Genomic DNA, 13,259 nt, shown 5'->3' with positions numbered 1-13,259 from the left:
AAATTAACCAAGTCAAAAAAACTTTAAAAAAAGTTGAAAAAAGATTTGGATAATAGAAAGTAAAGGTAGTATCTTTGCCGACCCGAAACGAAAGAATTGGGGAGTGCAGGTTCTTAAAAATAGTGGAAAAGTGGTCATGAAAAAATAATCAAAAAATTTTTTCAAAAAAGCTTGCCAGATTAAAAAAGAGTTGTACTTTTGCACCCGCTAATCGAATGAGAGGCGAGATTAAAAAAAAGAATGACACGTTCATAGACATATTGAATTGACAGCACAAAATTACAGTGATGTAATTTTGAAAATAAGAGAGAGTAAGATTTTTCGAGTAAATTGAAAACAACCTAGCGACTTGAATCGAATAAAACAAGATAGAGTAATCTATCAAACAATATACGATGAAGAGTTTGATCCTGGCTCAGGATGAACGCTAGCGGCAGGCCTAACACATGCAAGTCGAGGGGTAGAACACTTCGGTGTTTGAGACCGGCGCACGGGTGCGTAACGCGTATGCAATCTACCTTGTACAGGGGAATAGCCCAGAGAAATTTGGATTAATGTCCCATAGTATTACGAAACGGCATCGTTTTGTAATTAAAGTTCCAACGGTACAAGATGAGCATGCGTCCCATTAGTTAGTTGGTAAGGTAACGGCTTACCAAGACGATGATGGGTAGGGGTCCTGAGAGGGAGATCCCCCACACTGGTACTGAGACACGGACCAGACTCCTACGGGAGGCAGCAGTGAGGAATATTGGTCAATGGTCGCAAGACTGAACCAGCCATGCCGCGTGCAGGAAGACGGTCCTATGGATTGTAAACTGCTTTTATACAGGAAGAAACCCTCCCACGTGTGGGAGCTTGACGGTACTGTAGGAATAAGGATCGGCTAACTCCGTGCCAGCAGCCGCGGTAATACGGAGGATCCAAGCGTTATCCGGAATCATTGGGTTTAAAGGGTCCGTAGGCGGTCTTATAAGTCAGTGGTGAAAGCCCATCGCTCAACGATGGAACTGCCATTGATACTGTAGGACTTGAATGCTTAGGAAGTAACTAGAATATGTAGTGTAGCGGTGAAATGCTTAGATATTACATGGAATACCAATTGCGAAGGCAGGTTACTACTAAGTGATTGACGCTGATGGACGAAAGCGTGGGGAGCGAACAGGATTAGATACCCTGGTAGTCCACGCCGTAAACGATGGATACTAGCTGTTCGGCGCAAGTTGAGTGGCTAAGCGAAAGTGATAAGTATCCCACCTGGGGAGTACGCACGCAAGTGTGAAACTCAAAGGAATTGACGGGGGCCCGCACAAGCGGTGGAGCATGTGGTTTAATTCGATGATACGCGAGGAACCTTACCAGGGCTTAAATGTAGATTGACAGGACTGGAAACAGTTTTTTCTTCGGACAATTTACAAGGTGCTGCATGGTTGTCGTCAGCTCGTGCCGTGAGGTGTCAGGTTAAGTCCTATAACGAGCGCAACCCCTGTCGTTAGTTGCCAGCGAGTCATGTCGGGAACTCTAACGAGACTGCCAGTGTAAACTGTGAGGAAGGTGGGGATGACGTCAAATCATCACGGCCCTTACGTCCTGGGCCACACACGTGCTACAATGGTAGGTACAGAGAGCAGCCACTGCGCGAGCAGGAGCGAATCTACAAAACCTATCTCAGTTCGGATCGGAGTCTGCAACTCGACTCCGTGAAGCTGGAATCGCTAGTAATCGGATATCAGCCATGATCCGGTGAATACGTTCCCGGGCCTTGTACACACCGCCCGTCAAGCCATGGAAGCTGGGGGTACCTGAAGTCGGTGACCGCAAGGAGCTGCCTAGGGTAAAACTAGTAACTGGGGCTAAGTCGTAACAAGGTAGCCGTACCGGAAGGTGCGGCTGGAACACCTCCTTTCTAGAGAAGATTTAACCGTTAGGTTTGATTGAAAGGGAAATATTACTCTCGCTGTTAATTTAAAGAATAAGAATAAGCAAAAAACAGAGTCTCGTAGCTCAGCTGGTTAGAGTACTACACTGATAATGTAGGGGTCGGCAGTTCGAGTCTGCCCGGGACTACTTTTTAAGCTTTATTTAAAGGAAATTCTAGAAGTTGGGATTCATAATTCGTAATTCTGAATTCATAATTCTGAATTCAAATTGGGGGATTAGCTCAGCTGGCTAGAGCGCCTGCCTTGCACGCAGGAGGTCATCGGTTCGACTCCGATATTCTCCACAACGGCTATGAAGTCAAAGCTGATAATTTTTGTCAGTGGCGACGCGCCACAAGTTCATTGACATATTGAGATAAAATACATTTAAAAAGTAGAAAGTACAGTAGATGTGTAGCAATACACATTTATAAAGAAAGTCCTAGTTTTATTATATAAAATTAGGCGGCACATAAGCAAAATAAGGGCGTATGGGGGATGCCTAGGCTCTCAGAGGCGATGAAGGACGTGATAAGCTGCGAAAAGCTACGGGGATTGGCACACACGAATTGATCCGTAGATATCCGAATGGGGCAACCCGGCATGTTGAAGACATGTCACACCGATAGGTGAGCAAACCCGCTGAACTGAAACATCTAAGTAGGCGGAGGAGAAGAAAACAAAAGTGATTCCGTAAGTAGTGGCGAGCGAACGCGGATTAGCCCAAACCAATGTTGTTACGGCAATGTTGGGGTTGTAGGACCACGACATTCTATGCGGATTGAACCGGAATAATCTGGAAAGGTTAACCAAAGAGGGTGATAGTCCTGTATGGGTAAGAGAAGATATAGATAGTGGTATCCTGAGTAGCGCGGGGCACGTGAAACCCTGTGTGAATTTGGCGGGACCATCCGCTAAGGCTAAATACTCCTGAGAGACCGATAGTGAACCAGTACCGTGAGGGAAAGGTGAAAAGAACCGTGAATAACGGAGTGAAATAGATCCTGAAACCATACGCTTACAAGCGGTCGGAGCCCTTTAGTGGGGTGACGGCGTGCCTTTTGCATAATGAGCCTACGAGTTACCGTTGCTGGCAAGGATAAGTACTTCAGGTATGGATCCGTAGCGAAAGCGAGTCTGAATAGGGCGCTTTAGTCAGTAATGGTAGACGCGAAACCGTGTGATCTACCCATGGGCAGGATGAAGCTGTGGTAACACATAGTGGAGGTCCGAACCGGTTGACGTTGAAAAGTCTTCGGATGACCTGTGGGTAGGGGTGAAAGGCCAATCAAACTCGGAAATAGCTCGTACTCCCCGAAATGCATTTAGGTGCAGCGCTGGGTATAAGTTATATAGAGGTAGAGCTACTGATTGGATGCGGGGGCTTCACCGCCTACCAATTCCTGACAAACTCCGAATGCTATATAATGTTTACCAGCAGTGAGGGCATGGGTGCTAAGGTCCATGTCCGAGAGGGAAAGAACCCAGACCATCAGCTAAGGTCCCCAAATGTATGCTAAGTTGAAAAAACGAGGTTTGTCTGCCCAGACAGCTAGGATGTTGGCTTGGAAGCAGCCATTCATTTAAAGAGTGCGTAACAGCTCACTAGTCGAGCGGACGAGCATGGATAATAATCGGGCATAAGCATACTACCGAAGCTATGGATTTAACGTAAGTTAAGTGGTAGGGGAGCATTCTAAACTGGGTCGAAGGTGTGATGTGAGTCATGCTGGACTGTTTAGAAAAGAAAATGTAGGCATAAGTAACGATAATGCGGGCGAGAAACCCGCACACCGAAAAACTAAGGTTTCCGCAGCTATGCTAATCAGCTGCGGGTTAGTCGGGTCCTAAGGCGAACCCGAAAGGGACAGTCGATGGCCAACGGGTTAATATTCCCGTACTACTTATAATTGTGATGGAGAGACGCAGTGGTGAAAGTACCGCGAACTGACGGAATAGTTCGTTAAAGCACTTAGCTATAGGCCCGGTAGGCAAATCCGCTGGGACTGGTGAAATGCGATAGTACTCAGAGTCTTCGGACAACGAGATAGTGTACCTAAAGGCTGCCAAGAAAATCTTCTAAACTTCAGATTATAAGTACCCGTACCGTAAACCGACACAGGTAGTTGAGGAGAGAATCCTAAGGTGCTCGAGAGATTCATGGCTAAGGAATTAGGCAAAATAGACCTGTAACTTCGGGAGAAAGGTCGCCAGCAGCAATGCTGGCCGCAGTGAAAAGATCCAGGCGACTGTTTATCAAAAACACAGGGCTCTGCAAAATCGTAAGATGAAGTATAGGGCCTGACACCTGCCCGGTGCTTGAAGGTTAAGTGGAGATGTTATCTTCGGAGAAGCATTGAAATGAAGCCCAAGTAAACGGCGGCCGTAACTATAACGGTCCTAAGGTAGCGAAATTCCTTGTCGGGTAAGTTCCGACCTGCACGAATGGTGTAACGATCTGGATACTGTCTCAGCCATGAGCTCGGTGAAATTGTAGTAGCGGTGAAGATGCCGCTTACCCGCAGTGGGACGAAAAGACCCTGTGCACCTTTACTATAGCTTAATATTGACCTTGGACACGTGATGTGTAGGATAGGTGGGAGACTATGAAGTGGCGTCGCTAGGCGTTGTGGAGTCATTGTTGAAATACCACCCTTTGCTTGTCTGAGGCCTAACCCCGAAACCGGGGGACATTGTTTGGTGGGTAGTTTGACTGGGGTGGTCGCCTCCAAAAGAGTAACGGAGGCTTCTAAAGGTTCCCTCAGCACGCTTGGTAACCGTGCGTAGAGTGCAATGGCATAAGGGAGCTTGACTGAGAGACATACAGGTCGATCAGGTACGAAAGTAGAGCATAGTGATCCGGTGGTTCCGCATGGAAGGGCCATCGCTCAAAGGATAAAAGGTACGCCGGGGATAACAGGCTGATCTCCCCCAAGAGCTCATATCGACGGGGGGGTTTGGCACCTCGATGTCGGCTCGTCACATCCTGGGGCTGGAGAAGGTCCCAAGGGTTGGGCTGTTCGCCCATTAAAGTGGCACGCGAGCTGGGTTCAGAACGTCGTGAGACAGTTCGGTCTCTATCTACTGTGGGCGTTAGAAATTTGAGTGGATCTGATTCTAGTACGAGAGGACCGAATTGGACTAACCGCTGGTGTATCTGTTGTTCCGCCAGGAGCACTGCAGAGTAGCTACGTTGGGAAGGGATAAGCGCTGAAAGCATATAAGCGCGAAACCCACCACAAGATGAGATTTCTTTTAAGGGTCGTGGAAGATGACCACGTTGATAGGCTATAGATGTAAAGGCAGTAATGTCATAGTCGAGTAGTACTAATAACCCGTTAGCTTATGTATAAGACTCCCCCTTCGGGGGGAGTGAAACTTTCTTTAAATTAATTTATCTCAGTATGTTAAGATATTGTTCAATGGATAATTAGTAATTAACTATTGAAAAATTGCTCAAAGCAATTTAACCTCTTAAGGTGGTTATTGCGTCGGGGCTCACCTCTTCCCTTTCCGAACAGAGAAGTTAAGCCCGACTGCGCAGATGGTACTGCAGTTATGTGGGAGAGTATGTCGCCGCCTTTCTTTTGAAAACCCTTCATCATGCGATGAAGGGTTTTTTGTTTTGTAATGAATCTAAATACTTGAAGTTCATGAGATTCATTTTTGTTAATATCAAATGCTCATTGGAATAATCTTGATCATTTGAAAATCCTTCATCTAATAATGAGATTTATTTGTTATTCATTTTTATAGATTTCATTTTTTATAAAATTAGCAAATTCTTCTGAATCTTCTTTTGCAACACCATTAACAACTATTCCAAAAGATTTGCCCATGCAAATAGTATCAACTCTTTCTGGAGAATGTACTAAAAAATGTATTCTAGCATCAAATCTTTCATCTTTTGCATCTTTTAAATTCTTATAGTACGAAATTACTTTTTCAGTAAATTCCTTATCATTGATTTTTTTATAATTTGGTTTACTATCAGTTTGTCCGCTTGTTAATTTTCCACAAGAATAACTCATAGGATATTTTGCATGCTCATTGTGATAGAAAAATTCAACAAAAGAAGTATTATCACTCTGTTTATTTGATTTTGAATTATTACAACTTAATAGTGTCATTGTTGATATTAAAAAAAGATAATATTTCATTATGGTAGATTTAATTGAAGAATTATTTCTTTAAATATAATCTCTATATAACAAATAAAAAAATATTTATAAAAGTGTTTGAAGGTACTTTTAATTATGAAATAATGAAAATTTTAATTCTTAGAATTAGTATAATATAAAATATGATATAAAAAATCCGACTCTTTTGAAGTCGGATTTATATTTTATAGTATTTTTTTTATTTCAAAGTGCTCGGACAAACATAAGCCGTTAAAGGAATTTCGGTAGTTCTTATTCCAGCCATTCCTTTTTCTACGTTAATCATGTTATGGTAACCTCTTGCTTTTAAGATTGATGACATGATTACTGAACGATATCCTCCTGCGCAATGAATGAAGAATTTTTCATCTTTTGGTACTTCGGCTAATTGTTCGTTAACGTAATCTAATGGAATGTTTTTAGCGTTTACCACATGTTCTGCTGTGAATTCTCCTGGTTTTCTTGAGTCGATTACTGGAGCAGTTTCGTATTGTGTTGCAAAAATTTCAGGAGAAATAGATTCAATACTATCTGTTTCATAGCCAGCTGCTTTCCATGCTTCGATTCCGCCAGACAAAAATCCTAATGTATTGTCAAAACCTACACGAGACAATCTAGTAATGGTTTCAACTTCTTTTCCTTCTGGTGTAATTAATAAAATAGGTTGTTTAGTATCCCTAATTAAAGCACCAACCCAAGGCGCAAATTGCCCATGTAATCCAATAAAAATTGATCCTGGAATATGTTCTTTTACGAAATCATTCTCATTTCGAACATCTAAAATTAAGGCATCTGTTTGATTTGCAACGGCTTCAAATTCTTTTGGATGTAAAGGTGTTTCTGCTTTTGACATTACCGCATCTAAACTTTCATATCCTTGAATGTTCATCAATACATTTTGTGGAAAATAAGCAGGAGGAGGCGTTAACCCATCTAATAATTCTTTAATGAATTCTTCTTTAGTCATATCGGCTCTTAAAGCGTAATTGACTTTCTTTTGATTGCCTAAAGTATCGGTGGTTTCCTTACTCATGTTTTTTCCACAAGCACTTCCAGCACCGTGATTTGGATATACAATTAAATCATCGCTCAAAGGCATGATTTTATTACGTAATGAATCAAATAAATGACCCGCTAAAATTTCTTGCGTTAAATCTTCTACCAATTCTTGTGCTAAATCAGGACGACCTACATCACCAATAAATAAAGTATCTCCAGTGATAATTCCGTGTTGTTTTCCAGTTTCATCTGTAACTAAATAACACGTACTTTCTAACGTGTGACCTGGAGTGTGAATCGCTTTAATAGTTACTCCGCCCACTTTGAACTCTTGTCCATCAGCGGCAACAATGCATTCAAAATTAGGTTTTGCAGTGGGACCATAAACAATTGAAGCTCCTGTTTTCTTAGCCAAATCTAAATGTCCCGAAACGAAATCTGCATGAAAATGCGTTTCAAAAATGTACTTTATAGTCGCATTGGCTTTTTGTGCTTTTTCAATATATGGTTGTACTTCTCTTAATGGATCAAAAATTGCTGCTTCTCCATTACTTTCAATGTAGTAAGCTGCGTGAGCGATACATCCTGTATATATTTGTTCGATTTTCATAAGTTCAATATTAATTTTTACAAATTTACTTTCTAATTTTTATTTGGTAAGTGATAAATGTCACTTTATATTTCTTTTAACAAGATGATTGCGGCCATTATTAATACAAAGTAAGCAAAAATCTTCTTTAATTGGTTTTCGTTTGTGTATTTTGTAAGATACATTCCAATAAAAATTCCGGTAACTGAAATTGCCGAAAATAGTAACAAAAATGCCCAATCTATTGTTATGTTTTGTACATCGCCTATAAATCCTACTAATGAATTCATAGCAATAATAAATAATGAAGTTCCAACAGCTTTTCGCATTGGTAATTTAGCAAATAGAATTAAAGATGGGATAATTAAAAATCCACCACCTGCACCAACTAATCCTATGATAATTCCGATTATAAAAGTTTGAATTCCAATGAAAATTATACTTTTATTTTCTTCCTTACTAGTGTTTTTATTTTTTAGGACCGAAAGTGCTCCAAGTACCATAATTACTGCAAAAAATACCATTAAAAAAGTGTTTTTGCTTAATAGAATTGGCGTTTCTATTATGATATCTGGAATTTCTGGAACTATGAATTTTCGAGTTAAATAAACCGCAACAAATGATGGAATTGCAAAAATGAATCCGTTTTTGATGTCGACTAAGTTTTTACGATAATTTTGAATGGCTCCAAAAGTTGACGTTGTTCCTACAATAAATAATGAATAAGCTGTTGCTGTAACAGGATTAATACTCATTAAATAAACTAAAATTGGAACAGTTAAAATAGAACCACCACCACCGGTTAGTCCTAAAACTAAACCAATGAACAAAGCACCAATATATCCTAAGATCTCCATTAGAATTGAAGAATTTCTATTTTATTACGATGTAACTTGATCTTTCCTTGTAGCTCTAAGGCTTTCAGTAATCGTGAAATTACAACTCTAGAAGTATGCATTTCATAAGCAATTTCCTGATGCGTATTTTTGATTTCGGTATCGCCAATAACTTTTGCTTTATCAGTCAAATATTTGTACAAACGTTCGTCTAAATTCATGAAAGCTAAAGTGTCAATCGCTTCTAGCATTTCGTTTAAACGCACGTTGTAGCTGTCAAAAACGAAGTTTCGCCACGTTTTATATTTGGTTAACCATTCTTCCATTTTTTCTACAGGAATCATTAACATCGCGCCATCAGTTTCGGCAATAGCACGAATGCGACTTTTCGATTGTCCCATGCAACAAGTTAAAGTCATTGCACAAGTATCTCCGCGTTCTAAGAAATACAATAATAATTCATCTCCATTTTCATCTTCTCTCAATATTTTAATAGCACCAGTAAGCAATAAAGGCATAGTTTTGATATAATCACCAATTTCAATTAAGTAATCATCAGCTTTAAATTCTTTATAAATTGCCACTTTAGCAATCTCATCTAATAGCGCTTCTTCAAAAATATAGCTGTAGGCCTGATCTAAAATATCTCTCATTTAAAATCCTTTTTGTAAAGATACTACTAATCTTTAAAAATGTAATGTTACTTTTGTTACAAAGAAATCTATTTAGCTTATATGACTTCAAAAAAATACAATAAAACCAATTTTCATAAACATACTTTTTGTGAGTTTACAGAAGTTGATTCTATGACTGTTTCTGAATTAAAATGGGATTACAAAAGTAAATCAGGAAGTAGTTATAGTTTTACTAATGAAGGGGTTTATCGTATTTCAAATCATTGGGGAAGAGCAGCAAATTGTAGATGGCGTTTGATTTCAAATAGTAATTTAAAAGTCAATAATAGTCAAGCCCGAATAGGTTATGCAAAATGGTCTGATTTTTATCCGAACAATGAAACTGAAAATCTTTTTTACATTGAAGTTAATTTCAATACAAATGAAGTAACATTTCAGCATAAAAATAATCCAAAATACAATAGCAAAGCTGTTTTAAGAAATGCTTCAGAAACGGCAAAAGTTATCCGACAAATAAAAGAAATTTTGGAAACAGATGCTTGGGCAAAATATTTAGATTTTGAGAATTTAGACGAGTTGCGAAAAGAAATCTGTATTAAACTTATTGAAACTTCTATTTCGTTTGCCGAGATTAAAAGAAGTTTATTGTAAACTGAAACATAATTTTCATAAATTTGAGAACAAACCTCTCAATTTATGATGAAACGAAACCACTTACGTGAAGCTATTTTTAGACATTTAGACGGAATAGTTGTTGTACCTGTTGCATATTCTTTGTTTAAGAAAGGTATTTTAGCTCATATTTTAAAAGAAAAGAAGACAGCTTTAACGCAATTAACAAAAGAGTTTAAAGCCAATGAAGGTTATTTGAATGTAGCATTACGTGTCTTGGCTTCACAAGGTTTTTTAAACTACAAGGGGGATAATTCCTCAGGAGAAATTACAATTTCAATTTTAGATACTAGCGAATTTGCTTTCAAACAGTTTTCTATTTACGAAGACACTTTTCAGTTGTTAACGCAAACATCTGTTTTTACTGCAAATAAAATTGATTCGGATTCTATTACGTTAATTGAACCAATATTAAAAAAGTTTACCGAAAACTATCATATTCATTTTGAAGATAATGAAAGTTTAAGAACTATTCAAGAGCAAATTTTAACGCATATTGAAGGTTATTTGGTTGGACCAATTGTGGTTAACTTAGGAATGACCGGAATGTTTCATAAATATTTTATGGAAAGTTCGTTTCGAGCCGATGAGTTTCATAAGCATCCTGAAGCTTTTTCTAAAATACTCGACTTTTTTGTTCATTTGGGATGGTTTTCTAAAAAGAACGAAAACTATCAATTTACTGAGGATGGCTTTTTCTTTGCAAAACGAGCTTCTGCTTATGGTGTTACGGTTTCGTATCTTCCAATGTTTAAGCATATTGATAGTTTGTTGTTTGGAAATGCAAGTGAGTTACGAAATATAGCTAAAAACGAAGACGAAATTCACGTAAATCGCGAAATGAATGTTTGGGGAAGTGGTGGTGCGCATGCTACTTATTTTAAAGTAATTGACGATATTATTATTGAATTGTTTAATAAACCAATAGCCGAACAACCAAAAGGAATTTTAGATATGGGTTGCGGAAATGGTGCATTTTTACAACATATTTTTGAAGTAATCGAACGTCAAACTTTGAGAGGTAAAATGTTAGATGATTATCCTTTATTTCTCGTTGGTGCCGATTATAATCAAGCAGCGTTGAAAGTTACTAGAGCCAATCTGATTAAAGCCGATATTTGGGCAAAAGTCATTTGGGGCGATATTGGTAATCCAGATTTATTAAATAACGATTTACAAGAAAATTACAATATCGATTTGAAAGATTTGTTGAATGTGCGCACATTTTTAGATCACAATCGCATTTGGGAAACACCAAAAGTTACTACAAAAGGAAGAGTAAGTTCTTCAAGTGGAGCATTTGCACATAGAGGTGTTCGAATATCAAATAATGATGTAGAGGATAATTTATTAGAACATTTTACAAAATGGAGTCCTTATGTTCGTAAATTTGGACTTTTAATAATAGAATTGCACACCATTGCACCAGAATTAACAGCTTCTAATCTTGGAAAAACTGCTGCAACTGCTTATGATGCTACGCATGGTTTTTCGGATCAGTTTATTTTAGAAATAGAAGTTTTACAAAAAATTGCAGCTGAAGCTGGATTGCATTCGGATGCCAACTATTTTAAAAAATATCCAGATACCGATTATGCAACAGTAAGTATTAACTTATTGAAAGGAAAAAATTAAAAACAAGAATGGAAGAAAAATTTGATGCAATTAAAAAAGATATTCAATTGATTATTGATAATATAGCGTATAAAAATTTTCCAGAAGCTAGTATCAAATTAATTGAGGTGAGTGATAATTTAGATGATATGATGGATGCTACTGATGACGAAGTAGTTTTGAGAGAAATCAGTAAGTATCAAGTTTTATTGAATCATTTGCAAATTAAGATGAGCACTACAGAATAATTAAAATAACGTCCATTCATTTTCAATTGGTGGTATTTTACTTTCAAAAGGTATGGTTTCTAAAATATCGTATTGCTTTCTTTCAGTATTAAATTTTCTGATAGTAATTCCTGAACAAACAAATTGCAATTGAATAGTAGAAACTAAATTGTAAGCTGTTTTTAATTGTTCAGGTTTTAGTTGTCTACCAATTGAAATATGTGGATTTGAACTTTTATGAGTAACAGGAAATTGAATAATTTTAGGAATTTCCTTCATTATTTCAGCTAATAATAATTTGCTTTCTTGTTCTGGAGCGATAAAAAAGGCACCATTAGTATAATTATTAAAAGAGTTAAAAGTTACGTCAAAAGGTTTTTTATACTGGGCAAAGTTTGAAAGTCTTTCCGCAATTTTCATGTATGAATCCGAATCATAATCAAATTCGCAAATGGTTATATGAGCCAATGAATTCTTACTGGGAAACCAACCAATTTTGTCACTCAATTGTTGTTTGAGTTCTTTTACTGTCTCTATCACAGCATCTGATGGATGAAATACAATTGAATATTTTGCCATTTAATTTCCTTTTATTCGAGTAAAAATCTTCTGCAATAATGCTTTTCCATCTCTTTTAGCTTTTGGGACTTCTTTAGCCCAAAACATTCCATCTGATATTGGAATCATTTGGTAACTAAATGCAAACTGAGGATTTTCGGGAGTATCATTCAACAAACCAAATCGCAAATCATTAAAATACAAACGTTGATTTTGTATGTTAACTAAATACCAACCTTCGCTAATTTTTTTAAGTTTTTGAAAATCAAATGAATTTACTAAAATTTCTTCTAATTTTTTATTTTTTGGATAGAATTTAAAACGAATTGGTTGCGAATCGAAGAAAGAATAATCCGCTAAATAATAACCTTCTGTCGTGGAAATATTTGCATTCCAAAGAATAGAGTTAAAAGCCGTAGGTTTTACAATCAGTTCTTTGTAATTTATTTTTTGACTTTCTAAAGCTTTTTCAAATTGATTTAAAGCACAAAGTTTTAAAATACAAGTCAACAATAAATAAGAAGAACTCATAATCAAACCTCTAATAAGGAATTTTCTTCGTTTGATATGGTCTTTATTTCTCCAAATTAAAATCAATGATATTAAAAGTGGAATTGTATACAACGGATCAATTACAAAAATCGTTTTTAAGGCAAATCGGTAGTCGTGTGGCCATAAAATTTGAGTTCCCCATGAAGTGAATAAGTCAAGAAAAACATGAGTTGTTAAACACCAAAAAGCCAATAATGAAGCCTTTTTAAAATTAATTTTATCTTTTTCGATTTTAGAAATCAACCAACCCAAAACAGGTGACAAAAACCCAAAAAAGAATAGGGAATGACTCAATCCTCTATGAATAGCAACACCATCCACATCACTCAGAAATTTACCAATTACAATGTCTAAATCAGGTAAAGTACCCAAAACAGCACCATATAAAAAGGTCTTGTTTTTTAGTTTTTTACCGGCTACCAATTCAGCAGTAGCAATTCCGAGTACAATTTGAGTAAATGAATCCATTTTTAAGAGCAAATATGCTTTTGTAATATT

9 protein-coding genes, 2 tRNA genes and 3 rRNA genes are annotated in these 13,259 nt (G+C 37.3%); 8 read left to right on the top strand and 6 right to left on the bottom strand.

Features of this window, described 5'->3' with window-relative positions; genetic code table 11:
• Positions 1-392: 392 nt before the first annotated feature.
• From LOS89_RS09035 to rrf, 5 genes are all read left to right on the top strand, one after another.
• Positions 393-1,906, top strand: a 16S ribosomal RNA gene (locus LOS89_RS09035).
• 87 nt (positions 1,907-1,993) lie between these two features.
• Positions 1,994-2,067: transfer RNA gene (locus LOS89_RS09030), tRNA-Ile, on the top strand.
• Between the two features lie 83 nt (positions 2,068-2,150).
• A tRNA-Ala gene (locus LOS89_RS09025) sits at positions 2,151-2,224 on the top strand.
• A gap of 165 nt (positions 2,225-2,389) precedes the next feature.
• Positions 2,390-5,270: ribosomal RNA gene (locus LOS89_RS09020) — 23S ribosomal RNA — on the top strand.
• A 124-nt stretch (positions 5,271-5,394) separates the two neighbouring features.
• A 5S ribosomal RNA gene (gene rrf / locus LOS89_RS09015) occupies positions 5,395-5,504 on the top strand.
• The 16S, 23S and 5S rRNA genes sit together here with 2 tRNA genes alongside, the layout of an rRNA operon.
• Before the next feature lie 155 nt (positions 5,505-5,659).
• Here the strand turns inward: rrf and LOS89_RS09010 are convergent.
• From LOS89_RS09010 to LOS89_RS08995, 4 genes are all read right to left on the bottom strand, one after another.
• Complete coding sequence (locus LOS89_RS09010; RefSeq protein ID WP_231834947.1) at positions 5,660-6,049, bottom strand: hypothetical protein; 390 nt, start codon at positions 6,047-6,049, stop codon at positions 5,660-5,662.
• Between the two features lie 229 nt (positions 6,050-6,278).
• Positions 6,279-7,688 (bottom strand): MBL fold metallo-hydrolase, encoded by a 1,410-nt coding sequence (locus LOS89_RS09005; protein WP_231834946.1) that lies wholly within the window; start codon positions 7,686-7,688, stop codon positions 6,279-6,281.
• A gap of 65 nt (positions 7,689-7,753) precedes the next feature.
• A complete protein-coding gene (locus LOS89_RS09000; protein ID WP_231834945.1) occupies positions 7,754-8,524 on the bottom strand; it encodes a sulfite exporter TauE/SafE family protein in 771 nt (256 codons plus the stop codon).
• Positions 8,524-9,156, bottom strand: a complete 633-nt coding sequence (locus LOS89_RS08995; protein WP_231834944.1) for a Crp/Fnr family transcriptional regulator — start codon at positions 9,154-9,156, stop codon at positions 8,524-8,526. Before LOS89_RS08995 ends, LOS89_RS09000 begins: the two co-directional genes overlap by 1 nt.
• A gap of 81 nt (positions 9,157-9,237) precedes the next feature.
• Here LOS89_RS08995 and LOS89_RS08990 point away from each other — a divergent pair, with 81 nt between their 5' ends.
• From LOS89_RS08990 to LOS89_RS08980, 3 genes are read left to right on the top strand one after another with little or no spacing between them, the layout of a single operon-like run.
• Entirely contained in the window at positions 9,238-9,789 is a 552-nt protein-coding gene (locus LOS89_RS08990; RefSeq protein ID WP_231834943.1) for a hypothetical protein, read from the top strand.
• 45 nt (positions 9,790-9,834) lie between these two features.
• Positions 9,835-11,445, top strand: a complete 1,611-nt coding sequence (locus tag LOS89_RS08985) for a class I SAM-dependent methyltransferase (protein ID WP_231834942.1) — start codon at positions 9,835-9,837, stop codon at positions 11,443-11,445.
• 8 nt (positions 11,446-11,453) lie between these two features.
• Entirely contained in the window at positions 11,454-11,672 is a 219-nt protein-coding gene (locus LOS89_RS08980; RefSeq protein ID WP_231834941.1) for a hypothetical protein, read from the top strand.
• On the opposite strand, the gene LOS89_RS08975 is transcribed toward LOS89_RS08980, so the two are convergent.
• Both LOS89_RS08975 and LOS89_RS08970 read right to left on the bottom strand, forming a co-directional pair.
• Positions 11,673-12,230, bottom strand: coding sequence for a 2'-5' RNA ligase family protein (locus LOS89_RS08975; protein WP_231834940.1), 558 nt, complete (start codon positions 12,228-12,230; stop codon positions 11,673-11,675).
• Positions 12,231-13,229, bottom strand: a complete 999-nt coding sequence (locus LOS89_RS08970) for a metal-dependent hydrolase (RefSeq protein WP_231834939.1) — start codon at positions 13,227-13,229, stop codon at positions 12,231-12,233.
• Positions 13,230-13,259: the final 30 nt, after the last annotated feature.

Origin of the sequence: Flavobacterium channae, from assembly GCF_021172165.1 — a bacterium.
Taxonomy (GTDB): Bacteria; Bacteroidota; Bacteroidia; order Flavobacteriales; family Flavobacteriaceae; genus Flavobacterium; species Flavobacterium channae.
Note: the sequence above shows the minus strand (reverse complement) of the source record. Positions and strands in the feature narration are given on the sequence as shown.